This window comes from Telluria sp. ZB2R32 (assembly GCF_059685715.1).
Genome location: NZ_JCASIG010000003.1, coordinates 144015 through 168066 on the forward strand (window position 1 = coordinate 144015; position 24052 = coordinate 168066).

Consider the following 24052-nt stretch of genomic DNA (forward strand, 5'->3'; position numbering starts at 1 on the left):
TGAAAATTGTCTCAATTTTCCGGGAATTGAGACTGCGATGACGCTACCCTTGGCGGCATGGCCCTTTCCCAAACTGACCTCGACGCGCTCGATTCCGCAATCGCCTCCGGCACGCTGTCGGTGGAATTCGACGGGCGCAAAATTACCTACCAGACCACCGCCGCCCTGATCGCCGCGCGCAACCACGTCGCGACGGTGGTCAACGCGGCGGGCCGCACGCGCGGCCCGGGCGTCTTCCGCTTCAACTTCACCACTTCCAGGGGCGACTGATGCCGAACGTTCTCGACCGGATCGTCGGCTGGGTCAGCCCGCACGCCGGCATCGCCCGGCACTTCGCCCGCCAGCAACTGGCCCGCGCGTACGAAGCGGCCAGCCCGCGTGATGCCTGGCGGCCACGGCGCGCCGGCGCGAGCGCGAATGCCGACCACAAGGCCGACGCCCGCACCGTGCGCACCAAGGCCCGCGCCCTGGTGCAGAACGTGCCCTACATCCGCGCCGGCCTGGAAGGCTTGGTCTCTGCCGCGGTCGGCACCGGCATCCTGCCGCGCGCCACCGGGCGCGAGAAGGACGTCCTCAACAAGCTGTTCGCCGAATGGTCAAAGGTCTGTGACGCCGACGGTCGTTTCGATTTCTTCGGCTTGACCAAGGCGGCCGACACGGCGATGGAGCAGGACGGCGAGGTGCTGGTGCGCCTGCGCTGGCGGCGCGCTTCGGATGGCTTGCCGGTACCACTGCAGCTGCAGCTGCTGGAAATCGATTGGCTCGACGACAGCAAGACCGGCACCTACCAGGGCAACACGATCATCAACGGCATCGAGTACAGCCCGCTCGGCGCCGTGGCAGCGTATTGGCTGTGGGACCAGCATCCTGGCGAGGTGAGTACCGTGCGCGGGCGCGCGCAAAGCCAGCGCGTCTCGGCCGACGTCATCGTGCACCTGTTCTCGCCCGAGCGGCCAGGGCAGGGCCGCGGCTTCTCGCGGTTCGCGTCGGTGATTTCGCGTGTGCGCGACCTGCAGCTGTACGAGGACGCCGAGCTGGCGCGCAAGAACCTGGAGACGCGCCTGTCGGTCCTGGCCAGCGGCGATATGACCCAGATGGAAAACCCCGCCGGGCTGGGCGGCGCCGGCGAGGGCCAGGGCGCGCGTGACCTGGGCGACCTGGGCGGCGGCACTGTCGTCGGCATGCCGGCCGGGATGAACTTCACCGTTGTCGAGCCGAAGGCGGCGCCTGGCTATGTCGACTACGTCAAGTACCAGCTGCACCTGATCGCCGCCGGCATCGGCGTGCCCTACGAGATGCTGACCGGCGACATGACCGGCGTGAACTTCAGCAGCGCGCGCGTGCGCCTGCTCGACTTCCGGCGCTCGGTCCAGCAGCTGCAGTGGCTGGTCCTGATCCCTAAGCTGCTCGAGCCGCTGTGGGGCGCGTTCGTCGAAGCGGCCTACCTGGCCGGCAAGGTAAAGAGCCGCGACAAGTCGGTCGACTTCAGCCCGCCGAAGTGGGACTACGTCAACCCCGAGCAGGATGTACAGGCTGACCTGGCCGAGATCGGCGCGGGCCTGTCGAGCATCAGCGAGAAATTGCGGCAGCGCGGCTACGACCCAAAGGTGGTGTTCGCCGAGCTTGAGTCCGACATCAAGGATCTCCAGGGCCGGGGCATTCTCGACGTGCTGCTCTTTATGCAACGCGGGAACATGCCGACCGAGCAAGGCACCAAGGCCAAGCCTGCGAAACAGGTCTGATTGTCGGCCGGAAAAGTTGTCTCAGTTTTCCGAGAATTGAGACAACGCAATCCGCAGAATGGGTGCATGACGACGCCCACGACCCAACCGCAGAACGCCACCCGGACCGCGACCGATCCTCGGAACATGCCGATGCTTACGCGCGCGGCCGAGCTGGTCCCCAGTACCTTCAACGACCAGGACAACACGGTAGACGTGGTCTGGACCACGGGCGCCCGCGGACGCCGCTACGACTGGTGGACCGAAACCCAGTATGAAGAGGAGCTGGCCGTCACACCGGAAGCGGTCGACATGACGCGCTTCGATGCGGGCACCATCCAGGTCTTCGACAGCCACCGCACCTATGGCGGGGTTGGCGCGATTCTCGGCGTGGCCATCCGTGGCGATATCCAGAATGGTGTGGGTACCGCAACGCTGCGCCTGTCCAAGCGCGCTGAGATCGCGGACATCGTCAACGACATCAAGGCCGGCATCATCCGCTCGATCTCCGTTGGCTACGTCGTTACCAAATACGAAATCACGCGCGCCATCGATCGTACCGACGGCGGCACGCTCCCGCTCTACCGCGCGGTGTCGTGGCAGCCACATGAGCTCAGCTTTGTCGGCATCCCGTTCGACGCTGAAGCAAGTACGCGCAGCGCACCGACCAATGGCACGCCGTGTGAATTCTTTACCCGGGCGCCCGCCCAATCGTCTGTTCCACCATCACAGGAAAATCCTATGTCCACGACCCAGTCGGGCGCCTCGACCCAAGCGCCTACCGATGCAACCCGCACTGCCGCTCCAGCACCTGCTCCGGCCGCCGCCGCGCCGGCGAGTCCGCCAGCCGGTGAAGACGCGGCAACCCGTGCCGCTACCGATGCAGCCGCGCGTGCGGCCGACATTACCGAAATCTGCACCCGCCACAATGTGGGTCACCTGGCAGCGGGCCTGATCCGAAGCGGTAACTCCGTCGATCAGGCGCGCAGCGCAGTGCTGGACGAGCTGGCCCGCAGCGACGCCGCCGCCGGCGGCCACCACAACACCCGCATCCAGGTCGTGGGCGATGAGCAGCAGGTGCGTATGGCCGGTATCGAAGAAGCGATGATGCACCGCGTGCACGCGGGCGCCCAGCTCACCGACAACGGCCGCCAGTACCGCGGCATGAGCCTGCTGGAAATCGGGCGCGACTTCCTCGAATCGCGTGGCATCCAGACCCGCGGCATGGATCGCCTGCGTCTGGCCACCGAAGTGCTGCAATACCGGTCGGGCATGCACGGCACCAGCGACTTCGCGAACATCTTCGCCAACGTGGCGAACAAGCGCATGCGCTCGGCCTATGAAGAAAACCAGGGCACCTACACGCGCTGGGCCCGCCGCGCTCCGAACGCCCCGGACTTCAAGAACATCAACATCGTCCAGCTGTCGGGCGCGCCGGAACTGCTGCGCACCAACGAGCACGGCGAGTTCAAGTACGGCACGATGGTCGACGGCGCCACCAGCTACGCGCTGGTCACCTATGGTCGCATGGTCTCGCTCACCCGCCAGGCCATCATCAACGACGACCTGCGCGCCTTCGAGCGACTGGTGACCGCGTTCGGCGCAAGCTCGAGCCGCCTGGAAAACCGCCTGGTGTACAGCCAGCTGACCGCCAACCCTGCGATGGGCGACGGCAAGGCCCTGTTCCACGAAGACCACAAGAACCTCGGCACCGGCGCCGGCTCGGCGCTGCAGCTGGCCGCGCTGAAAGCGGGCCGCACCGCGATGCGCCTGCAGAAGGGCCTGCAGGGCGAAGAACTGAACCTGTCGCCGAACTTCCTGATCGTGCCGGTCTCGCTCGAGCAGGACGCCTACCAGCTCACCAGTGCGAACTACGTGCCGGCCAAGCAGGGCGATATCAACGAATTCCGCAGCGGCGGCCGCACCGCGGTCGAGCCGATCGTCGAGCCGATCCTGGACGGCGCCAGCGACAAGGAATGGTACCTGGCCAGTAACAACAGCCAGATCGACACCGTCGAGTACTGCTACCTGGACGGCGCCGAAGGTCCGGTCATCGAAAGCCAGGCCGGCTTCGAGGTCGACGGCGTCACCTGGAAATGCCGCCTCGACTTCGCCGCCAAGGCGGTCGACCACCGCGGCCTGTACAAGGGCGCCGCTGCGTAAGCGCGCTTCACCGAAACCATCAACCAGGGAAACCATATGCGCAACAAAATTCAGAAGGGCCGCGTCATCACCGTCACCGCCCCATACGGCCTCAGTGGCGGCATGGGCGTGCTGGTCGGCGCGCTGTTCGGCATCGCCGCGGGCGACGCGCTCCAAGGCCAGCCGGTCGAGATCGACCGCGAAGGCGTCTTCGACATCACCGCTGTCACCGCCGACGCGGCCGCCCAGGGCGCCAAGGTCTATTGGGACAACGCCGCCCGCAAGATCACCACGACCGCTGCCGGCAATACGCTGGTCGGCGCCCTGACCGAAGCCAAGGGCGGGGCGGCGAGCGTCGCGCGCGTCTGCCTCGACGGCGTGATCCGCTAAGTCGCCCATGAACTTCGCCGCCATCGAGGCCGTCACCAACGCCGCCATCATGCGGCACCTGGCCAACGCCGAGGTGCGCATCGCTGGCACGGTCGTGCCTGGGATTTTCCAGCGTCCGTCCGTTGTCGTTGGCGGCGGTCCGGGGGCGGCGGACACCAGCCCGACCGTCAAGGTCGCCAGCGCGGGCCTGCCGGCGAACCTGGTGGACGAACTCATCAAGATAAACGGCGTGCCCTACATGGTCGTCCTGCCTGCTCCTGACGGCACCGGCATGACGATCCTGACCGTGGAGTGCGCCCAGTGACGACAGCGTTTTCGGGCATCGTCGCCGCAGTGATGGCCAAGCTGTCGGAAGCCCCGGCCGTGTGCGACGCCATCTACCGCGCGCGTTCGAACGCCATCCCCGAGACACTCGACCGGGCCATCAGCGTGCAGTTCGACCAGTCTCTGCCGAACCGCGGCGTCATGCACGGCGGCCCGATCGACTGGAGCAGCCGGATCACCGTCGATTGCTTCGCGCGCAGCGTAACGGAGACGGGCGACCTGGCCGTCGATCCGCTGCTCGAAGCGGTGTTCGCCCGCTTGGCGGCGGACGCAACGCTCGGCGGCCTCGTGGGCGACCTGGCGATCGCAGGCGTCGAAGCCGACAACACGTCCGAAGGCAAGAAAGCCGGATGGGTGCGCATCACCTACATCGCAGAACACCGAACCAGCAATTCCACCCTGGAGCAAGAATGAAAACGAAAAACGAAGAACAAGTGGTCGCCGACTCGCGGCCGATCCCGCCGCCCCCGAGCGGCGGCAGCTGGACCTTCGACCGTACGAAGTGGGAATGGGTCTCGAACGACCCTGTCGATCAACCAGCACCTGAAGTGAAGGAATAAGCCATGGGCGCAACTACCCGTCGCATCCGCAACACCGTCATCCTGGTCAAGATCGCGACCAACGCCGGCGAGGATGCCGCACCGACCGGCGCCGCCAATGCGGTGCTGATCTCGGAGATGTCGATCACCCCGCTCGAGCTCGAGAAGATCGCCAACCCCACCATGAAGGGCTTCTTCGGTGCAAGCGCCGACCTGATGGGCGCCGCCAGCGTCAAGATCGATATCACCGTGCCACTGGCCGGGTCTGGCGCCGCCGCGACGCCGCCAGCCTGGGGCAAGCTGAACATGGCCTGTGCCATGGCCGAAGGCGCGCTGACCGTGCCGAACCGCGTCGAATACACGCCAGTCTCGACCGGCCTGAAGGATGCCACGATCTATTACTACGACGACGGTGTCCTGCATAAAGCGATCGGCTCGATGGGCAACATGTCCCTGTCGGCGAAGAAAGGCGGCACGCCTTCGCTGAAGTATGAATTCACCGGCGTGGCCGGTGCGATCAGCGCAGAGTCGAACGCGGTTCCCAGTCTGTCGGCATGGAAAAAGCCGGTCGCCATGATCAAGGAAAACGTGGTCGACATGACCTTCGGCGGCGTCTACGCGGCTGGCGCGATCGACGGCGGCACCGTCTACCCAAGCACGGGCCTGGACGTCAACCTCGGCAACAAGGTCGAGTTCCATTCGAACCTGAGCCTGAACGAGGCCGACATCACCGACCGCGAAGTGACCGGTTCGACCGAGCTGCAGCTCACCGCCGCCCAGGAAGTGGCCATGCTGGCGAAAGTGCGTGCTGGCGAAGAGATCAGCGTCGCCCTCAAGATCGGCCTGGTCACTGGCAACAGCATCCTGATCTACGGCCCGTCCGTGCAGCTGTCCAACCCGAAGAAAAACGATGTCCAGGGCATCCGCTACGTCGGCTTTGATCTGAAGTTCATCCCAGTCGCCGGCAACGATGAAATTCGCCTGGTCTGCCTGTAAACGGGAATGGCGCACGCTGCTGCGCCACCTGGTTTGCTACACCCTCCACCTACTTATCGAAATAAAGAACATGCCTAAATACAAACTTGCAGTCGGCAATCTGGTCCGCGTCCCGATGATCTTCGAGATCCAGGACGGCGAAAAGACCAAGCGCTTCAACTTCTCGCTCACCTGCGAGCGCCTGTCCGTGGATGAATTCCAGGCAAGCAACAAGAACAGCGACGGCATCACGACCAACGAAAAGATCCAGGAAACGATGATCCGGATTACCGAAGGCTGGGTCAACCAGACCTTTGTACTCGACGAAACCGGCCAGCCCGCGCCGTGCGACCAGGAAGCCAAGGAAATCATGTTCCAGACGCCCAACGTCCTGGACATCGCAGTGACCTCCTACATGAAGGAAGTGGCCGCCAAAGCAAAAAACTAGTGGAAGCCGCGCGGTTGCTGGCTGGCGGGGAACTGCGGTTCCCATCAGCTGACGATCCGCCGGCCGCCGCGCGCCTCGACGCGGACGCGGCCGGATTCGGCTTCTACGTGGTTGGCGACGATGCGCCGCTCGAGGATGAATTCTTCCTCTGGCCGGAAAACTGCGGGATCTGGAGCTTGTGGCTCTCAGTGCAGACGCAGTGGTTCACCGACAACGGCATCCGCACGCGGCTGGACTACCAGGGGGTCCAGGTCTGCATGGACAGCCGATTGATCAAGAAAAAAGACAAGCCACGATATTTCGAGGCGCTCCAGGCGATGGAATTTGCCGCACTCGATGAGTGGGCCAAACGACGAGATAGGTAACGGCAGACTATGGCATACAGCGGGACCCCTGGAGCAATCATCCGCATCGGCGTCGACGGCGCCGCTGAATCCCGGCGCGAGATCGACACGGTCGCGCGCACGATGAGCAATCTGTCGAACACCGTCCAGAATGCCATGCGCAACCTGGCCGCCTCGGTCGGGATCGGCGCCGGCATCGCCGGGATCGTCCAGATGTCGGACGAGTATGCCAAGTTCACGGCGCAGCTACGCCTGGCAACCCAGTCACAGCGCGAGTATGGCGCCGCCTATGCGGATGTGAAGCGGATCGCCAACGATGCCCAGCAAGGCTTGGCGTCGACGGGTGTGCTCTACGCCCGCATCGCGAACGGCACGCGCGAACTGGGCACCACCCAGAAGCAGGTCGCCGCCATCACCGAAGTCGTCAACATGTCGCTCAAGGTGTCGGGCGCGACCGCCTCCGAAGCGGCGTCGGCGCAGCTGCAGCTGTCCCAGGCCTTCGCCTCGGGAACCCTGCGCGGTGAGGAATTCAACGCTGTCAACGAGGCGGCCCCGCGCCTCATGCTGGCCTTGGCCGATGGCATTGGCGTGCCTGTTGGCGCGCTCAAGAAAATGGCCGAGAACGGGGAGATCACGTCGAAGATCATGGCCGACGTGCTGCCCAAAGCCCTGGCGACCCTGCGCGAGGAAGCAAAGCAGATCCAGACCATCGGCGGCGCCTTCACGGTGCTGAAGAACAACGCCATGGAATTCATTGGCATGGAGGCGAACGCCAGCGGCGCGGTCGCCACCCTGACCGGCGCGATCGGCCTGCTGGCCGACAACCTCGCGCTTATCGCGGGCGCAGTCGCCACCGTCACCACGGCGAAGCTCGCCACCTGGCTGGGCGGCATGATCACCAGCACGTACAGCGCCGTGACGGCGAACCGCGCCCACGCTGCATCGACGCTGGCATCTGCCGTTGCAACGACCGAAGCCGCATCCGTTTCGGCAGCCGCGAAGCTGGCCGAAGCGCAGGCGAACGTGCGCGCGACCGCCTCCGAGATGACGCTGGCGAACGCCCGTGTCGCCGAGCTGCGTGCGTCGGTGCTGGCGGCGGAGGGCGCGGTCGCGCTCGCCATCGCCACCAATGGCCTGATCCCGGCCCAAGCGCGCGCGATCGCGCTTGCCGAGGCCAATACCGTCGCGCTGGCCGCACAGGCTGTTGCCGGCAATGCCGCGACCGTTGCAGCAAATGCCCACACGGTGGCTCTTGGTGCCCAGGCTGCGGCCGCCACCATCGGTGCGCGCGCGATGGGCATCCTGCGCGGCGCCGTCGCGTTCCTGGGCGGCCCGATCGGCGCGATCGTCACCTTGCTGGGTGTCGGCGCGATGGCCTGGCAGGTATGGGGCGATAAAGGCTCCGAGGCGGAGAAGAAGGTCACCAGCACGCTCGCGGAGGAGATTGACGATTACCTGGCGAACCTCCAGAAGCAAATCGACAAGCTGAAGGAACGCAACGAACTGGCCGCCAAGGGCATGACGCCTGCTGCGGCGCCGGCGACGGATGGCGAGAAGAAGCGCGAGCAGATCCTCGCCGAGATCAACCGTATCTCGAAGCAAACCGACCTCGACGTCGTGACCAAGACCGAAATGCTGCGCGTCTGGGGCGGCCGCCTCAATGTGGTCACTCAGGAAATGGCGAACCTTACTGCTGAGCAGCAAAAGAACAAGGACCTGGCGTTTGCGCCCAAATATGCCGAGTGGCTGGGCAAGAACGGGACTGCCGCCGATAAAATCAAATACGAGCTGGAAGAGCTGCGAAAAGAGTATGGCCGCGTAACGCCGGAAATGGAAAAGTTCGTGCGTGCCAAGCATGCCGACAAGGGTGCCGCCGCCACCGTAAAGCAGGAGGCGAGCGCCTACGCCACGCTGATGACGTCGATCCGGGAAAAGATCGCGGCCAACGAGCTCGAGGCGGCCGGCTACTCGAAAATGACCGACGCCCAGAAGATGACGATCCAGCTGGACGCGGCGATCGGCACGGGCAAGAACAAGCTGTCGAAGGACCACATTGAGGCTGCCCGGGCGCAGATCGCCGTCGTCGCCGCGCAGGACGCCGCGCTGGTATCGGCGGCTAACGTCAAGAAAGCCGTGCAGGAACTAAACGATGACCGCAACAGCGCCTACGCCGCGGTGATGGGCGAGGTAACGGCCAACGAGGAGTTGGTCGCCACCTACGGTATGACTAAACTGCAGATCGAGCAGCTGACGCTGGCCCGCCTCGAGGACCGTCTCGCGCAGCGCGCGGCGCTCGAGCTCGACGCCGAAGAGGTCGCCCAGCTGGAGCGGATGATCGCGGCGAAGCGCCGCAACATGACTGCTGTCGGCAAGCTGGACGTGCTCGAGCGCGGGTCCGACGTCACCAAGGCGAAAGAGCTGCTGGACATCATGACGTCGATCGACGAGGTCACCAGGTCGGCAGCTGCCGGCATGGCGGAATCGTTCGGCCGCGTCGGCTCGGCAATCGGCGACATGACCACCGCCTTGAGCGGATACGGCCGTGCGCAGGCGGCGATCGCCGCGCAGCTGGCCGCCGAAAAGAAGGATGCGGCCAACGACCCGGTCAAGATCAAGGCGGCCGAGATCCGGGCCAGCCAGGCCGCAGCCTCGGCCCAGATCCGCCAGTACGGCGACATGGCCAAGGCCGCAAAGGGCTTCTTCAAGGAGAATACCGCCGGCTACAAGGTGATGGAAGGCGCCGAGAAGGCGTTCCGGGCCTATGAAATGGCGATGTCGATCAAGAGCATGGTCGAGAAGTCCGGCTTGCTGACGGCCTTCACCGGCCTGTTCGTCGCTTCGAAAGCGACCCAGACCGCCGCCGAGGGCACATCGACCGCGGCGTCGACGGCGATGGCTGGTACCCAGGCCAGCGCCTGGGGCGTGACGGCCGTGGTCAAGGCGATCGCGTCGATGCCGTTCCCGCTGAATATTGCCGCCGGCGCCGCTACCCTGGCCGCCGTCGTCGCCATCGGCGCCAAGATGATGGGCAGTCTTGGCGGTGGTGGCAAGAGCCTGGCCGAGTCCCATCAGGAGGCCCAAGGTACGGGCTCGGTGCTGGGTAAGCCATCGGCCAAGTCGGAATCAATCGCGCGATCGCTCGAGCTGGCGGCATCGAATTCCAGCATCGAACTGAACTACACCGCTGGCATGCTCCGGTCGCTGCAAAACATCGAATCGTCCCTCGGCGGTCTGGGCAACCTCATGGCGCAGAACGGCCTGACGGGTACCGACTACGGCTCGCTGAACCAGAAAAGCAAATGGGACAACGTCGGCCTGAGCGTTGCCGGGACCATTGGCGGCGGCCTGGCCGGCGCCGCGCTGGGCACCTCGATCGGTATGGGATCGTTCATGTCGGCCGGCGCGGCTCTCGGCGGTCCGATTGGCCTGGTCCTCGGCGGCCTGCTGGGCGCCATTGGTGGGAGCTTCCTGGGCAAGGCGGCGAGCAAAGTCTTCGGGGGCAAGCAAACCGTGGAAGACGTCGGCTTGACGATGGGTTCGGCCCGCCTCGCCGACATCCAGGCCGGTGGCATTAATGCCCAAAGCTACACCGACATCAAGAAGGACGGTGGCTGGTTCCACAGCGACAAGCGCCGCACGGAACTGTCCAGCCTCGGTGAAGAGATGAACCAGCAGTTCGGCCAGGTCATCACCACGATGGCCGACGCCGTCGCGCAGGCTGGCTCACTCCTCGGCCTGGAGAGCGACCAGTTCAACGCGCGCCTGTCCAGCTTCGTGGTCAACGTCGGCAAGATCAGCATCAAGGACATGGACGCCGACGAGATCCAGAAAGAGCTCGAGTCCGTGTTTTCCAAAGTCGGCGACGACATGGCGCGCTGGGGCGTGCAGGGACTGTCGCAATTCCAGAAGGTGGGAGAGGGCTACCTCGAAACCCTGGTGCGGATCTCGGCCAATTACGCGAACCTGGACGGTACCTTGCGCTCGATCGGCATGGAGTTCGGTGCGACCGGTCTGGCCAGCATCGCCGCGCGCGAAAACCTGATCCAGCTAGCCGGCGGCATCGACTCGCTCGCCGGCAAGGCAGCATCGTTCGGCGAGAACTTCCTCACCGAGCAGGAACGTCTGGCGCCGCTGCAGAAGTACGTGACGGACCAGCTGGCCAAGATGAACCTGGGTTACATCGACACCCGGGAGGAATTCAAGAACCACGTGCTGGGCCTGAAGCTGGTCACCGCGGCCGAGCAGCAGCAGTTCGCGCAGCTGATGGATCTGGAGAGCGCGTTCGCCAAAGTGACCGCGCAGGCCAAAGACCTGTCCCGGTCCGCCCAGGACATCGCCGACGAGCGCGCCGACCTGCAAAGCGAATGGGACGAACTGACCATGACGTCGGCGCAGCTGCAGGCCAAGGCGCGCCTGGCTATCGACCCGAGCAACCGCGCGCTGTTCGACCAGATCGCCTTGCAGCGTGACCTGAAGGCCACCACCGAAGCCGCATCCGAAGCGCTCAAGGGCACCGTGGAGCGCCTGGGCGCTACCCAGGCGAGCACCTTGGCATACCGCGATTCGCTGCTGGTGGGCACGCTGTCGACGCTGACCCCGATGGAAAAGTACCTGGAAACCCAGCGGCAGTACACAGAAGCGCTCAGGAAGGCCGAGGCGGACCCGTCGGACTCCGCAGCCGCGTCGGCCGCCCAAAGCGCCGCCACGGCGTTCCTGACGGCCTCCCAGGTCATCAACGCATCGAGCGCAGCCTTCGTCGGCGACAAGTCGAAGGTGATGGGCGACATGGGCCGCCTGGCCGCGATCGCCGGCCAGCAGATGACCGACGCGCAGCGGCAGCTGTCCGCGCTCGACAAGCAGGTGGTCGGCATCGCCCAGTTGAACGACACCGCCGCCGCCATCCAGCAGGCGATCGCCAATCAGTCCGTGGGCGGGCCGGTGGTCGCGCCCCTGTTCGACGTGCAGCGGTATGCGGCCAGTTCGGGCGAGGCGGCTGGCGTGCTGGCGGCCGAGCTCAAGGCGCAGCGCGAGGCCAACGAAAAGATGCAGCGCACCCTGGATTATTTGCTCGAGGAAGCCAAGGGGCGCCGGCGCGATGCGGAGCGGCAGACGGAGGCGATGACCGGCGCAACTGAAGACGCTGGCAAGGGCTTCGAAAAGAGCATGGAAGCCGCGCTGGAAGAGGTCGCCCATATCGTCGCCAACCCAAGCCGTGTCGCGCCACGGTAAGTCGCCGCAGCAACAAATTTCAAAAAAAACCAATCAATTCTAGGGAATTCACGTAATGCCAAAGGTAACGGGAGTAGCGCGCGCATCATCAAATGCACCTTTGTCCGGCGCAACAGTCGAGGTGTACCGTACCTCGACCAGGGCCTACATCGGTAGCGCAGTGGCCGACGCCCAGGGCAATTATTCGGTAACTGTTCCGGATACGACCGCGGACTATTTCGCTCTCGCGTTCAAGGCCGGTCCGCCTTACCTGGCGGGTATGACCCGCCGCGATCTTGCTGGTGCGGCTGACCCAGTCGTGGTGCCGGATGAAGAAGTCCCGGTCGGCGATGGTACGACTGTCAAAAACATGTGGACGGGCGAGCCTCGGGTCGACGGCGTTCTCGTCTCGGCGCGCATGAACACGACCAAGACCGCGAATCAGGCCCGCCTGGTCGTGTCGGAAAGTGCCGACCTGTCGAACCCGGTCAAGGGCTTCGTCGTCGCACCGGACCCTACTTATCGCATCGCCAAATTGTCGATTGCAGGCCTGTCGCCCGACAAGGACTACCACTACGCTGTTGAGATCGACGGCGTTCGCGATACTGTTACCAAAGGGCGATTCCGTACGCTTCCCCCTGTCGGCGTGGCCAAAAGCTTCAGGCTCGCGGTCGGCTGCTGCTCGAACCATACCTCCGGATCTACGGCAGGCTGGCCGGCCTGGCAGGCGATCCGCGAGCTGTCGCCGCGCCCAGCTGCGTTTCTGCACATCGGGGACATCACGTACGCCGACAGCACCTCGACCGATGTGGCTAACCACCTCGGCAAGTATGAGTCAGTTCTGTCGACTGCGAGCGGTGCAGCCACGCGTCATCAGACGATGCGGGAAATTAACACGCTGTACATCTACGACGATCACGATTTTGGCGACAACGACTTGACCGGGCTCGACGCAAGCGGCGTCCCGCTGGCATTCCGTAATCCGTCTGTTGAGGCGTTCCGTCGTCGCGTACCTGTTACGCCGCAGTCGGATGTCATTACCGACCCGGTCGACCATGTGCACGTTTTCGGACGGGTCAAGGTCATCATGAGCGACTTGCGCGCGGATAGGTGGACCGTCAGCACTGGCAATGTGTCCACCCGAAAGATGATGGGCGACGCGCAGAAACAGCGTTTCAAGAACCACATCACGGCAGCTAAGGCGGCTGGCCAGATTGTAATTTGGTGCAGCAGTTCGCCATTTGTCGGCAGTAGCTGGGGGCCGTACCAGGTGGAACAAGCCGAGCTGGCCGACTACATCAAAGCCGCCGGCATGGCGGGCCGAGTATTTGTTTTCTCGGGCGATATGCATGCGGCAGCGTATCACTCGGGCTATGACCTTGCGACTGGCGGCGGTTGCCCTATCCCGGTATTCAATATCGGTGCGATGCACAGCACGTACACGACGAAAGGCGGACCCTACACGTTTGGTCCTGTCGCGCAAACTGCCACGAGCAATTACGCGTACGTGGACATTGCTGATAACGGTGGCGACACCATCGGTGTGCATGTAGTGAGCAAGGCTGCGGCCGACGACAGTGTGCTGATGGATTACGCATTCACCTGCAGCCTGAACGGGCCGGCTGCTGACACGACGGCACCAAAGCTGACCCTGCCGACCGGCACGGCTACGGGCATCACAACCGCAACTACCGGCGTGACTACCGACACGGGCGAAGGCACGCTATACCGTCTGATCTCGACCAGCAGCACCGCCACCGCTGCGCAAGTCAAGGCAGGCGCATCGCAGGCCATTACCTCGGCGGGCGCCAAGTCGTACAACGAAACCGGCCTGTCCTCATCGACGACTTACTACACGCATTTCTTGCACCGCGATGCTAGCGGCAACGAATCGGCGGTTCTGAGTTCGGCCAGCTTCAAGACGCAGGACATTGCTGTCGCCACCAGGCTGCAGGCAACCGGCGGGACGTACACGGAGCCTGCCGGCGCCGACGGCGAATGGGAAATCCTGGTCGATACGGATTTCGTTGTCACTGAAGGCGGCTGGGCCGATGTGTTCATGATCGGTGGCGGTGCTTCCGGCGGTAACGGGGGGACGGGCTGCGGCGGTGGCGCAGCCGCAGGCGGCTGGAAGAAAGAGCGCATTTACATCCCAGCAGGGACGCACCGCGTAACTATCGGGCAGGGCGGCATTGGCGTCGTTGGCGTTCTGCGCGGGAACAATGGCACTGACACGTCACTGGGCAATCTGCTGTCGGTTCTCGGCGGCGGCGCAGGTGGTGGCACTACATCGGGATCATCCGCCAATACGGGCGGATCGGGCGGCGGCGGCGGCGGCGGAAGCGGTCCATATCCGGGCGCAGCAGGAACCGCAGGGCAAGGCAACGCCGGCGGCGCAGGTTTCGGCTCTGGAACCAACGCCGAGCGCGCCGGCGGTGGCGGTGGCGGTGCAGGCGGGCCAGGCGGCGACGCGGCTCTGAGCAAGGGCGGCAACGGCGGCCCTGGCATTGAGGTGTGGGGCAAGCGTTACGGTGGTGGTGGCCCTGGGGCAGTGGGCGGCAGTTCTGCCACCTTGGGCACCTATGTCGATGGGGCAGGTGCTCCTGGCGGCCTAGGCGCTGTGCCTGCTGATGCAACGCCAGGCACGGGCGCCGCTGGCGGCGGGCAGCGTAGCAACACACTACGCTCCGGCAATGGTGCAACCGGCGCAACCCGCGTTCGTCGAGCGACGGCACCGTAATGACCGACATCTACCTCTATGAAATTGAATCAGGTTCGGACATCGTGTTGCGCGACCCTGATGCGACGTCAGCACCTGTTGTGGATAGCACGCCGCCGAGCTTCATCGGCACGCTGACCTACACCGCGACCTCAAGCTCGATCACAGTCAGCTGGGCCGGCACGACCAGTGCCGACAACGTCGGCGTGGCTCGACGCGAGTACAGGCTCGGCGGCAGCGGACCGTACGCGGCCGCCACTGCTGCTGAAGAGACAGCCAAGGCACATACCTTCGCAGGCCTCGATTCGCACTCAACGTACCAGGTCGACGTGCGCTGCGTCGACACGAGCGGAAACGTCTCGGCGCCGCTGACGATCGCCGCGAAGACGGATGCGCCTGCGGCTGGCGGCGGAACGGACAATTACATCCGCGTCAAGCTGGGCACGCGCAAAGGCGAATTGCATCTCAACCTCGCAGTCGTCCATTGGTCTGTTTTCGCCCAGCTGCTGCCGTCGGGATTCAATGCGCCGGTTGCAAAGGGCATCAAGGTGATGACGCCCGGCTCGCCGCTGCTCGAGATCCGTGTACCTGCCGCCACGGTACCGGTAGGCTGGTACATGCTCGCATTGTCCGATCCTGATGGACTGACGACCATCCTGAGCCGCGTCCAGGTGACCGCATGACGACGCTGATTTTTGAATCGTCGTATGCGCCAGACGGCAGCGTGGTGTTCGATAGCCCGGCCATGCCGGACCCGGTCGAGGTCGTGCGCACCGTCAGCGACGCCGACTTCGCCGCCTGGCTGAAAAGCGATGCTGCGATCACGAACATCCTGGTCGAGACCTGGGCGCTCGTCGATGGCGTGCGCATCAGGTTCTGCTGGTCGACTAACGGCTATACCACTGCTGGCACGAGCAACCCGGTGTTCTACGCGCCGCTCATCTCGGCCAGCATCCCGTTCGAGGAGGCTATGTCGCTGACGTCGGCCGCCGAGCTCTCGGCCGGCGACTTCGAGATCGACAACACGAACGGTGTGAACGAGGCCTACGTCAGCTATATCTGGGCCGATGAGATCGTGGCGGTCGTGGGCGACCAGACCTGGGCGCGTGCCGACTACCGCAATATCTTCGTCGGCCATACCGCGGGCCTGGTGCGCAAGGGCAGGGGTAAGTTTGTCTTGCGCATGCGCGACATGACGGAAGGCCTGAACTACCCGCTCAGCGAGCGCACGTTCGGCGGCAATGGCTCGAACGCCAACCTCCTGATCCCCAATACGTTCGGTGAATGCTTCAACCCGGCAGGTGAGTGGAGCGACGCCAACGCGCTCGAGCGGCAGTGGCACGATGGTCCGATCGAAGGCATCCCCGAGACCCGCGCCAACGCGCTGCCGATTACCGAGCAGGTGATCGTCTCCGAGAGCACGGGCAAAGCGAAGCTGACCGCTTTCAACGAGACTTCCAACATCACCGCAACGGTACAGGGCGACAAGTTCGGCGGTGTTTTCCGCAAGACCATCGCGACCCTGGTGCAGCGCTTCATCACCGGGTACGGCAAGTACGCCGATCGTTACAGCTTGGCCAACATCGACGCGATCAATTTCGCCGCCTTCGACGCCGCCAACCAGCAGCCGGTCGGACTGCACGTGCGCGAAAGTCTGAACGTCATCGCCGCGTGCGCCATGCTGGCCAGCAGCGTCGGTGCCCAGCTCGTGCCGACGCTGAACGGCAAGCTACAGCTGATCCAGATCGCGCTGCCGGCGGCCGGGTCCGCGACCGAGATCCGTGCCGAGCACATGGTCGGCGGGACTTTGAAGCACGTCCAGCACATCGATCCGGTGGCGGCGGTCGAGTTGGGATACTGCAAGAACTGGACCCCGCAGCCGGGCCTGTCGAGCAATGTGCCGGCTGAACACCTTGCCTTGTTCGCGAAGGAATGGCCACTGACGGTGCTCCGGACCCGTCCGGACGTGATGCGCGATTCCAAGCTGCCGGGCACTGCCACGATGCGCCCGACGATGCTGCTCCTGCAAGAGGATGCCGAGGCCGAAGCCGACCGCTTGAACGCGCTGTGGGGTCCTGGTCGCGACATCTACGAATTTGAAGGCACCCCGGATCTGCTGCTGCTGGCCATCGGCGCAGGCCTGGTCGTCTACCACGAGCTGGACGGCATGATCGCCGGCGTCCAGGCCCAGATCATCTCCATCAAGCGCAACTGGTGGACGCGCAACGTCACCATCAGGTTCCTGAAATGATCCCATTCATCAATCCCATCGACCGGCTGCTGCAGGCGGCGCCGTCGCGCTATGCCCAGGCGTACGCGCGGCGCCTGAACCTGAGTGCCAGCGATCGCGCTTTCGTGGTCGCGCTCGATGCAACCGTTACCCCGTCGGCGATTGTGTTCATTGCAAGCCGGGTCGGCTTCGAAGGGGGCACGGTCGAGTTCTCGACCGACAACGGCACGCCGCTCACGGTCGACGGCGACGTCGCTACCCTGGTGCCGGCGGCGATGATGGGGCCGACGTGCGAGGTCGTGGCCACCGTCACGTACCAGGGCGAGCCGCACGTCGCCCGGCAGTTCATCACCAAACAACTGGCGTTCGATGCTTCCGTACCGCCGGCGCCCGCTGGCCTGGCCACCGCGGGGACGCTGGCCAGCATCCAGCTGCGCTGGAACCCGACCAATAACGTCAACATCGGCGCCGTCGAAATTTGGCGCGCGCTGACCAACGACCGGAGTGCGGCCGCGGCGATCGGGTCGACCGCGGGCCTGGCGCGCACCTTCGTCGATGGCATCGGCGCCGGCGGCTCGTTCTACTACTGGATTCGCTACGTCTCGAAGGCGAACGTGGTCGGCCCCTTTAATTCCGAGGCCGGGACGCTTGGTACCGCCGGCACGGACGCGGAATACCTGCTTGAGCTGCTGCAAAACGAAATTACGGAATCCCAGCTTCACCAGGATCTCGGCCAGAAAATCAACCTGATTACGGACTCGGCCGCGACCGTTGGCAGCGTCGCCTACCGGGTTGCGCAGGAGGCTGCCGCCCGTGCCGAGGCAGTCGCCGCCGAGGCCGGCGCCCGCGCCCAGGCGTTGGCCGCCGAAGCAGCCGCGCGCAGGAGCGGGATCGAGTCTGAAGCCTTCACGCGAGAGGATGCCGATGGCTTCCTCTCGTCACGGATCGACACGGTCGTTTCGAATGTTAACGGCAATGCTGCGGCGATCGCCTCCGAGCAAACCACCCGGGCCAACGCTGACGGCGCCCTGGGTACACGGATCGATTCCGTCGTCGCGACAGCGTCCGGAAACACCGCGGCCATCCTGGCTGAGCAACGGGCCCGTGCGGATGCTGATGGTGCACTGTCCACGAGGATCGACACGGTTGTTGCATCAGCCGGCGGCGCGAACGCGGCAGTGGTAGAGGAGCGTACGGCCCGTGTCAATGCCGACGGTGCGCTCTCGACCCGGATCGATGCCGTCGTCGCGACGGCCTCAGGGAACGCCGCAGCGATCTTGGCTGAGCAGCGGGCGCGCGCAGATGCCGACGGCGCCATGTCGTCCCGGATCGATTCGATCGTCGCATCCTCTGGCGGTGCGAACGCTGCGGTGGTGGAAGAGCGCAATGCTCGGGTGAGCGCGGACGGCGCGCTGTCAACCCGTATTGATACGGTGGTCGCCGCGGCATCGGGGAACACCGCGGCGATCGCCAGCGAAGCGCAGACCAGGGCCAATGCCGACGGCGCCCTGTCGTCGCGGATCGACACTGTGGTGGCATCGTCCGGACAGAATACGGCCGCCATTCAGAACGAGGCCACCACGCGCGCCAACGAAACAGGATCGCTTGCTCGGCAGATTTCCACTGTGCAGGCGACTGTTTCGGACCCGAGCACCGGGCTGGTTACTAAGTTCGCCGCGGTGCAGGTCCAGGCGCAGGCTGCAGTCGATGCGGTGGGCCAGGTGCAGGCGAAATACAGCGTCCAGGTAGAAGCGGATGGCGTCGTGGGCGGCACCGAGTTGCTCGGTGGCGGCGGCCGCGTCGATTTCGGCGTGCGCGCGAACACCTTCTTCGTCGCGGCGCCGGCCGGGGCTGGCATTCCCAAGCAAGTGCCGTTCGTGGTGCGCACCACCTGGACGGAAATCAACGGCCGGTGGTATCCCCCAGGTGCCTACATGGACAGCGCCTTCATTTACAACCTCAGCGGTGACCGGATCGACGTGAGGTCGATCGAGGCCAACAGGATGAACGTAGCCCAGCTCTCTGCAATCAGCGCGGACTTAGGCACCTGCACGGCGGCCCGGATTCAGTCCGCTGCTTCGGGCCAGCGCGTGGTCACTACCCAACTTGGCACGGTCATGTTCGACCAGTTTAACAACCGGAGAGTTCTTCTGGGAGACGACTCGCTATGGGGATAGGACTGATCACCTGGAAGGCTGACGGTACGCCGGTGGCGGCGGCCCAGGGCGCCGGCGGCGTTTTCGTTGAGATGCTTTCGGCCAGCCCAGGCCAGGGGAGCTTCACGAAATATTATTCGAACGCGATCGGTATGGTCCTCCGCGTCTACCAGGTGCAAGCCGGCGCATTCACCTGGACGACCGGCGTCGACGGATGGGGTGTCCCCTACATCACGTTGAACCAGTTGGAGGTTAAGAATGTGAGTGGCCCCGCAACCCTTATGGTGTTTGCCGAATGACGAACGTTTTCCAAATCCGCAATGACGCGAATAGGGTGGTGGTGGATGGTACCCACATGGTGCCCCAGTTCATCGGCAAGATCGTTACCAGGGACGATAACATCCGTTCGCAACAGGGAGCCGAACAGGGCTTTCAGTCGCGAAGTTACTCCGGTCTCGCCCCCGACTTCGGCGGCCGGAATGTCGTTATCTTCTGGACCCTTCCGGCTGACGTCTGGTGGTATATCCCGTCTCCGTTTATGAACGCCGGCGCGAGCGGCACTCCAAACGCGGGTATGTTCGCGCTTTGCCCGCCCGGGGCATTTATCAACGGCGTCCCCGAAGGCTATGTTTTTGCCTTGGGCCACGTCAATCACTCCGGGGTCAATCCGGCCCTGCGCACTTGGGACCCTGCCAGCGGCAAGCTGCTGTTCGATAGCGGGGCTCTTCACCTGGCAATCGAAGGCATCGGGTCGAACGTTTCATATCCGTACGGTTGGGATCGCAATGTTGGCTTGGGAATCGGCGGCAAGCGGGCATTCCTGGTACCGCATGTGACGCGGCACGCCGAACAGTTCGACGGATATTTGAACCAGCCGAACGAAATGGCGACAGCGCAGTCTTGGCTTGGAGTGATCAAGTATTCGGGGGGCGCCATTTTCACTCGCATGCTGCTGGCCTACAACATGGAAGTGAATGCTTCTAACCCAAGGTCACGCGGTGGCTACGACGAAGACCAGACTTTCGGAAATACAGACGGGCTATTGCTGCCCATGATTAACGCCTCACTTTACGACTGACACCATGATCCATAAAGAACTCATCGCCCAGGTCGGCGCCACGACCCTCGTCCATGTGGTCACTCAACTGAGCATCCAGGCCCAGGGCGATCAAGCCAGGGCTGAGGTCCGAAGCTATGCCAGTGAACAGTCGTTTATCAGCGGACATGGCAACCTGGACAACACGAACATCATCGTCCCGCTGCAGGGGCTCGCCGGCCCGATCATCGACCACGTCGAGGCCTGGCTGGTCAGTGCAGCCGAGAGCAAGTTCGCCGGCGGAACCGTCGTCCCTCATGGCCCGATCGGGCTCGCCGCGAGCAAGGCCCGCAAGATCGCGGTGCTCAATTCGTGCTGCAGCCTGGCCATCATGAACGGCTTCCGGTCGGACGCCCTGGGTGAGCCTTACTACTACCCAGCAAAAAAGCAGGACCAAGACAATCTGCTCGCCTCGGTGACCGACTCCCTGATGCCGAATTTGCCCGGGAACTGGACGACGCCGCTGTGGTGCATGGACGTCGACGATGTCTGGGCGCGGCGCCCGCACACCGCGGCCCAGACCCAGCAGATCGGGCGCGACGCTGCGGCGGCCAGGCAGGAGGCGCTGACCAAGAACGAGCAGCTGCGAGAGCAGGTCGACGCGGCAACCGCCGAACAACTCGACGCGATTGTGTGGTGACCCGATGCCTAACCTGATCATCATGAATAAAAACGTCGCGTCCCGGGCGTCCCTGTCGGCGTCCCCAGTCGCACCCGGGATGTCGGCGGCCGCGATGCTGAACGATACGAAGTCGAACGTTTGCCGCGCGACCGGTACCAGCATCGAAATCGTCATGACCTGGGACGTCGCCGAGCGCATCGGTGGAGTGCACTTCCCCTGGTGTAACGGCTCGCCGGCGACGACGATCGAAGTGTTCGGCTACTCCGACAAGACGGGCGTCACCAAGGTGCTCGACACGGGCGTGCAGCTTGCCTGCCCAGCCCGGCCACGCGAACTCCTCCCGCCCTGGACGCCCGTCAGCGCGGCCAGTGCGTATGCCTGGGGCGGTGGTGCACACGCCTTCGCCTGGTTCAACAACACCAGCGTCAGGCGCTTGGTCATCCGGCTCAAGGACCCGGGCAGCCTGCAGGGCTACCTCGAGCTGTCGCGGATCTTCGTGGGCGAAGCTTTCTCCCCTGACGAAAACGCGTCATACGACCCGGCACGGACGCCGGTCAGCACCGGGACCTCGTACTACACGGATGCAGGGGATCGGCGCTCGGTGAAGGGCACCAAGCGATGGAAGCTGTCAATCAACTTGGACACCATGACCGAGCGCGATCGCTCGTTCATCTGCGACATGCAGGTGGCCAACGACATCGACGGGCCAAGCATCATCGACCTGTACCCGGGCGATCCGTCGGCCGAGCGATCGCGCGCTCACCGGATGTACGGCGCCCTGGTGCAAACTTCTGCAATGCGCCGACCGAACTTCGCGCAGCACGCTACCACTTTGGAGTGGGAGAGCATGTAGGACACACGCTCGAATCATTGTCTCAATTTTCCGAGAATTGAGACAATGCAATTGTTAACGTGGGGCCATTCTTTCATCGAATGCGCCTAAAGTCCCAGTGGCCACGCAGCGCATTCACTCCAACAAAGTGCAACGCGTACAAGGCCTCCAATGAGCAAAATAAACGCCCCCGGGCTGACCAGCTATGCCGGTGGTTTAGTGTCAATCGGGGCGTCGCTGACCCTGGCCCAGTGGGGCATCATCGCCGGCATCGTCACCGCGCTGCTGACCTTCGCGCTGAATGCCATTTACACCTACCGCAAGGACGCGCGCGAACAGCGTCAGGCGGACCTCGAGGAGCGTGAGCGCAAAGCGCGTCTTGCCGCTCTGGGAGTACCGCTGTGAAGCTCGAACAGCTCATTACCATTGGCCACGTCCGCCCCGGCACGGCGGCACTCTTCATCGATCACCTGAACAATGCGATGACGCGCTTCAGCATCACCACGCCAAAACGCCAGGCCGCTTTCGTCAGCCAGCTGCTGCATGAATCGCAGGGCCTGACCCGGATGATCGAGAACCTGAACTATCGGCCCGAGGCGCTGATGACGGTGTCCGGCTTCAAAGGCCGCTTTACCCGGGCCCAGGCCGACAAGCTCGGGTACATCCCGGGCGAGCAGAAAGCCGACCAGGAGATGATCGCCAACATTGCTTACGGCAGCCGGCTCGGCAATGGCCCGATCCATTCGGGTGACGGCTGGCGGTACCGCGGCCGCGGCCCGATCCAGCTGACCGGCAAAGACAACTACCGCCGCTGCGGCATCGCGATCGGTTACGACCTAGTGACGTCGCCGGACCTGCTGTCGCGGCCGGACGTCGGCTGCCTGGCCGCCGCCTGGTTCTGGCACGAGGGTAACCGTACAGGGACCAGCCTCAACCTTCTCGCCGACGCCGGCAAGATCATCGCGCTCTCGCGCGTTGTGAACGGCGGCGACATTGGCCTAGCCGAGCGGTGCAGTATCACCGACCGATTCATGGAGGCGTTGGCATGAGCAGGTTTCTGACCCGCTGCGCGCTCGAGGCAGCAACCGACCAGGACGACGGCCGCTGGATCCTGTGCAAGCCGCTGGTCTACGAATCGGACGCGGCCAAGCAGACGATCACCGTGCCAGCTGGCTTCCAGACCGACCTCGCATCGGTACCGCGGCTGCCGGTCGTGTACCTGCTGACCGGTGATACCGCGCGCTCGGCCGCCGTCGTGCACGACTGGCTGTACAGCTCGCGCCTGGTGTCGCGCAAGATCGCTGATGAGGTGTTGCGGGAGGCGTCAGAAGTGAGCGGCGTGCCGGCCTGGCGCCGCTGGCTGATGTGGGCTGGCGTGCGCGTGGGCGGCTCGTCGCACTACGCGCCCGCACCGGCCCAGGTAGAGCCTGGAAGCGAATGGTGATCTGATGGAATTCCACCTGGCCACTTCGCACGGCGATCTGCACCTGTTCAGCACCCAAGATGGACGGAGCGTGCAATTCCCGGCTGCTATACTGGATGCCCATCCAGTAAAAGCCGTGTATGAGATTCAAGGAACCGCTGCCCAAGGTAACCCTGCAGGAGATCCAGGACCGCAATCCTGACTCGCCCGATGTGCGTGCGCTCCTGTGGGAGATCGCGCGCCTTCGATCGCTCGTGCTGTATGCCGACCAGCTGCAGCGCATGCTGACGACGCTGCCTGGGCCGCAGGGTGAGGTACTCGATACGCTGCGTGAACGGCTCAAGGATGAGCCATGCGTAACGGAGTTCCCGCGGCTGCCACCCAATGCTTAGCTCCTGTCCTCGCCGTCATCGAGGTCGACGAACTTAATCTGGTCGATCCTTGCGATCACCTCGGCCAGCGACTGGTTCACTGCCTCGAAGAAGGCGCGGTGCCTTTCATTGACTAGCACTTGGCCGGGCCAGTCGGGTTCCCGATACACCCTGATCGTTTCGTCGAACAGTTCACTGAGCGGTGATTCTATGACCAGCACGCGCTCTTGATCGTCGCCAGCCCCCGCGATCATCTGCGGCAAGACCGTCTTCGGGGTCGAACTCGATACTCGGCTGCTTCTGCTTCTTGATCAACACTGGATCTTCATGTTTACACCGACGAGCCGCTACCGCTGCAACGCGTAAGTGGGCTCGTATGGTAGCAAAATCTGCTCTACAAAACGAAACAGGCCCGCATGGATAGCGGCTTTCGGGAGGTCGAAATCTTCTATTTTGTGGAGCGGATTTGTGGTGCAACCCGCATGGATGAGCCATTTTTAGATACGGGTTCC

The 24052-nt window shown here is 64.1% G+C and carries 24 protein-coding genes; 23 read left to right on the plus strand and 1 reads right to left on the minus strand.

Translation table 11 applies throughout. The annotated features are described in order from the left end of the window. Nucleotides 1-57: 57 nt before the first annotated feature. The 23 genes from AC56LG_RS10025 (at nucleotide 58) to AC56LG_RS10135 (ending at nucleotide 23561) form a co-directional block, all read left to right on the plus strand. The gene (locus AC56LG_RS10025; RefSeq protein ID WP_192051844.1) at nucleotides 58-270 is read left to right on the plus strand and encodes a phage head-tail joining protein; all 213 of its coding nucleotides are present in this window, start codon (nucleotides 58-60) and stop codon (nucleotides 268-270) included. After that, the gene (locus AC56LG_RS10030) at nucleotides 270-1742 is read left to right on the plus strand and encodes a phage portal protein (protein WP_497165973.1); all 1473 of its coding nucleotides are present in this window, start codon (nucleotides 270-272) and stop codon (nucleotides 1740-1742) included. Before AC56LG_RS10025 ends, AC56LG_RS10030 begins: the two co-directional genes overlap by 1 nt. A gap of 66 nt (nucleotides 1743-1808) precedes the next feature. Next, complete coding sequence (locus AC56LG_RS10035; RefSeq protein ID WP_497165974.1) at nucleotides 1809-3884, plus strand: prohead protease/major capsid protein fusion protein; 2076 nt, start codon at nucleotides 1809-1811, stop codon at nucleotides 3882-3884. Nucleotides 3885-3920: 36 nt separating this feature from the next. Further along, nucleotides 3921-4253, plus strand: a complete 333-nt coding sequence (locus tag AC56LG_RS10040; RefSeq protein ID WP_192051842.1) for a DUF2190 family protein — start codon at nucleotides 3921-3923, stop codon at nucleotides 4251-4253. Nucleotides 4254-4260: 7 nt separating this feature from the next. Beyond that, the gene (locus AC56LG_RS10045) at nucleotides 4261-4557 is read left to right on the plus strand and encodes a head-tail joining protein (protein ID WP_497165975.1); all 297 of its coding nucleotides are present in this window, start codon (nucleotides 4261-4263) and stop codon (nucleotides 4555-4557) included. Continuing rightward, a complete protein-coding gene (locus AC56LG_RS10050) occupies nucleotides 4554-4991 on the plus strand; it encodes a hypothetical protein (RefSeq protein ID WP_497165976.1) in 438 nt (145 codons plus the stop codon). The genes AC56LG_RS10045 and AC56LG_RS10050 overlap by 4 nt, the downstream gene beginning before the upstream one ends. After that, nucleotides 4988-5137 carry a hypothetical protein gene (locus AC56LG_RS10055; RefSeq protein ID WP_497165977.1) on the plus strand — a complete coding sequence of 50 codons (150 nt, stop codon included), beginning with the start codon at nucleotides 4988-4990 and terminating at the stop codon, nucleotides 5135-5137. Before AC56LG_RS10050 ends, AC56LG_RS10055 begins: the two co-directional genes overlap by 4 nt. A 3-nt stretch (nucleotides 5138-5140) precedes the next feature. Continuing rightward, nucleotides 5141-6112 (plus strand): phage tail tube protein, encoded by a 972-nt coding sequence (locus AC56LG_RS10060; RefSeq protein ID WP_497165978.1) that lies wholly within the window; start codon nucleotides 5141-5143, stop codon nucleotides 6110-6112. A 70-nt stretch (nucleotides 6113-6182) separates the two neighbouring features. After that, nucleotides 6183-6539 (plus strand): hypothetical protein, encoded by a 357-nt coding sequence (locus tag AC56LG_RS10065; RefSeq protein ID WP_497165979.1) that lies wholly within the window; start codon nucleotides 6183-6185, stop codon nucleotides 6537-6539. Next, nucleotides 6539-6904, plus strand: a complete 366-nt coding sequence (locus AC56LG_RS10070; protein WP_497165980.1) for a DUF1799 domain-containing protein — start codon at nucleotides 6539-6541, stop codon at nucleotides 6902-6904. Before AC56LG_RS10065 ends, AC56LG_RS10070 begins: the two co-directional genes overlap by 1 nt. A gap of 9 nt (nucleotides 6905-6913) precedes the next feature. After that, entirely contained in the window at nucleotides 6914-12112 is a 5199-nt protein-coding gene (locus AC56LG_RS10075; RefSeq protein WP_497165981.1) for a tape measure protein, read from the plus strand. Between the two features lie 160 nt (nucleotides 12113-12272). Further along, nucleotides 12273-14831 (plus strand): glycine-rich domain-containing protein, encoded by a 2559-nt coding sequence (locus AC56LG_RS10080; RefSeq protein ID WP_497165982.1) that lies wholly within the window; start codon nucleotides 12273-12275, stop codon nucleotides 14829-14831. After that, entirely contained in the window at nucleotides 14831-15493 is a 663-nt protein-coding gene (locus AC56LG_RS10085) for a hypothetical protein (RefSeq protein ID WP_497165983.1), read from the plus strand. The genes AC56LG_RS10080 and AC56LG_RS10085 overlap by 1 nt, the downstream gene beginning before the upstream one ends. Continuing rightward, complete coding sequence (locus AC56LG_RS10090) at nucleotides 15490-17061, plus strand: hypothetical protein (protein WP_497165984.1); 1572 nt, start codon at nucleotides 15490-15492, stop codon at nucleotides 17059-17061. The genes AC56LG_RS10085 and AC56LG_RS10090 overlap by 4 nt, the downstream gene beginning before the upstream one ends. Next, a complete protein-coding gene (locus AC56LG_RS10095) occupies nucleotides 17058-19217 on the plus strand; it encodes a hypothetical protein (RefSeq protein WP_497165985.1) in 2160 nt (719 codons plus the stop codon). Before AC56LG_RS10090 ends, AC56LG_RS10095 begins: the two co-directional genes overlap by 4 nt. After that, nucleotides 19208-19495 (plus strand): hypothetical protein, encoded by a 288-nt coding sequence (locus tag AC56LG_RS10100; protein WP_497165986.1) that lies wholly within the window; start codon nucleotides 19208-19210, stop codon nucleotides 19493-19495. The genes AC56LG_RS10095 and AC56LG_RS10100 overlap by 10 nt, the downstream gene beginning before the upstream one ends. Next, nucleotides 19492-20274, plus strand: a complete 783-nt coding sequence (locus tag AC56LG_RS10105; RefSeq protein ID WP_497165987.1) for a hypothetical protein — start codon at nucleotides 19492-19494, stop codon at nucleotides 20272-20274. Before AC56LG_RS10100 ends, AC56LG_RS10105 begins: the two co-directional genes overlap by 4 nt. A gap of 4 nt (nucleotides 20275-20278) precedes the next feature. Further along, complete coding sequence (locus AC56LG_RS10110; protein WP_497165988.1) at nucleotides 20279-20932, plus strand: DUF4376 domain-containing protein; 654 nt, start codon at nucleotides 20279-20281, stop codon at nucleotides 20930-20932. Between the two features lie 4 nt (nucleotides 20933-20936). Then, complete coding sequence (locus AC56LG_RS10115) at nucleotides 20937-21767, plus strand: hypothetical protein (RefSeq protein ID WP_497165989.1); 831 nt, start codon at nucleotides 20937-20939, stop codon at nucleotides 21765-21767. A 150-nt stretch (nucleotides 21768-21917) separates the two neighbouring features. Then, on the plus strand, nucleotides 21918-22151 hold the full coding sequence (locus AC56LG_RS10120) for an HP1 family phage holin (RefSeq protein ID WP_497165990.1): 234 nt from the start codon (nucleotides 21918-21920) through the stop codon (nucleotides 22149-22151). After that, on the plus strand, nucleotides 22148-22795 hold the full coding sequence (locus tag AC56LG_RS10125; RefSeq protein WP_497165991.1) for a glycoside hydrolase family 19 protein: 648 nt from the start codon (nucleotides 22148-22150) through the stop codon (nucleotides 22793-22795). The genes AC56LG_RS10120 and AC56LG_RS10125 overlap by 4 nt, the downstream gene beginning before the upstream one ends. Further along, on the plus strand, nucleotides 22792-23190 hold the full coding sequence (locus AC56LG_RS10130; protein ID WP_497165992.1) for a DUF1353 domain-containing protein: 399 nt from the start codon (nucleotides 22792-22794) through the stop codon (nucleotides 23188-23190). Before AC56LG_RS10125 ends, AC56LG_RS10130 begins: the two co-directional genes overlap by 4 nt. Nucleotides 23191-23309: 119 nt before the next feature. Beyond that, nucleotides 23310-23561, plus strand: coding sequence for a hypothetical protein (locus tag AC56LG_RS10135; protein WP_497165993.1), 252 nt, complete (start codon nucleotides 23310-23312; stop codon nucleotides 23559-23561). Here AC56LG_RS10135 and AC56LG_RS10140 read toward each other — a convergent pair. Then, nucleotides 23558-23803: a hypothetical protein gene (locus AC56LG_RS10140; RefSeq protein WP_497165994.1), complete on the minus strand. Its 246-nt coding sequence runs from the start codon at nucleotides 23801-23803 to the stop codon at nucleotides 23558-23560. The genes AC56LG_RS10135 and AC56LG_RS10140 overlap by 4 nt on opposite strands. Nucleotides 23804-24052 lie beyond the last annotated feature (249 nt).

Coding starts and splice junctions, on each gene's coding strand:
- AC56LG_RS10085 (WP_497165983.1), top strand. CDS start 14,831: ATGACCGACATCTACCTCTATGAAATTGAATCAGGTTCGGACATCGTG.
- AC56LG_RS10100 (WP_497165986.1), top strand. CDS start 19,208: ATGGGGATAGGACTGATCACCTGGAAGGCTGACGGTACGCCGGTGGCG.
- AC56LG_RS10105 (WP_497165987.1), top strand. CDS start 19,492: ATGACGAACGTTTTCCAAATCCGCAATGACGCGAATAGGGTGGTGGTG.
- AC56LG_RS10025 (WP_192051844.1), top strand. CDS start 58: ATGGCCCTTTCCCAAACTGACCTCGACGCGCTCGATTCCGCAATCGCC.
- AC56LG_RS10040 (WP_192051842.1), top strand. CDS start 3,921: ATGCGCAACAAAATTCAGAAGGGCCGCGTCATCACCGTCACCGCCCCA.
- AC56LG_RS10055 (WP_497165977.1), top strand. CDS start 4,988: ATGAAAACGAAAAACGAAGAACAAGTGGTCGCCGACTCGCGGCCGATC.
- AC56LG_RS10035 (WP_497165974.1), top strand. CDS start 1,809: ATGACGACGCCCACGACCCAACCGCAGAACGCCACCCGGACCGCGACC.
- AC56LG_RS10095 (WP_497165985.1), top strand. CDS start 17,058: ATGATCCCATTCATCAATCCCATCGACCGGCTGCTGCAGGCGGCGCCG.
- AC56LG_RS10120 (WP_497165990.1), top strand. CDS start 21,918: ATGAGCAAAATAAACGCCCCCGGGCTGACCAGCTATGCCGGTGGTTTA.
- AC56LG_RS10030 (WP_497165973.1), top strand. CDS start 270: ATGCCGAACGTTCTCGACCGGATCGTCGGCTGGGTCAGCCCGCACGCC.
- AC56LG_RS10060 (WP_497165978.1), top strand. CDS start 5,141: ATGGGCGCAACTACCCGTCGCATCCGCAACACCGTCATCCTGGTCAAG.
- AC56LG_RS10075 (WP_497165981.1), top strand. CDS start 6,914: ATGGCATACAGCGGGACCCCTGGAGCAATCATCCGCATCGGCGTCGAC.
- AC56LG_RS10115 (WP_497165989.1), top strand. CDS start 20,937: ATGCCTAACCTGATCATCATGAATAAAAACGTCGCGTCCCGGGCGTCC.
- AC56LG_RS10110 (WP_497165988.1), top strand. CDS start 20,279: ATGATCCATAAAGAACTCATCGCCCAGGTCGGCGCCACGACCCTCGTC.
- AC56LG_RS10130 (WP_497165992.1), top strand. CDS start 22,792: ATGAGCAGGTTTCTGACCCGCTGCGCGCTCGAGGCAGCAACCGACCAG.
- AC56LG_RS10090 (WP_497165984.1), top strand. CDS start 15,490: ATGACGACGCTGATTTTTGAATCGTCGTATGCGCCAGACGGCAGCGTG.
- AC56LG_RS10045 (WP_497165975.1), top strand. CDS start 4,261: ATGAACTTCGCCGCCATCGAGGCCGTCACCAACGCCGCCATCATGCGG.
- AC56LG_RS10065 (WP_497165979.1), top strand. CDS start 6,183: ATGCCTAAATACAAACTTGCAGTCGGCAATCTGGTCCGCGTCCCGATG.
- AC56LG_RS10135 (WP_497165993.1), top strand. CDS start 23,310: ATGAGATTCAAGGAACCGCTGCCCAAGGTAACCCTGCAGGAGATCCAG.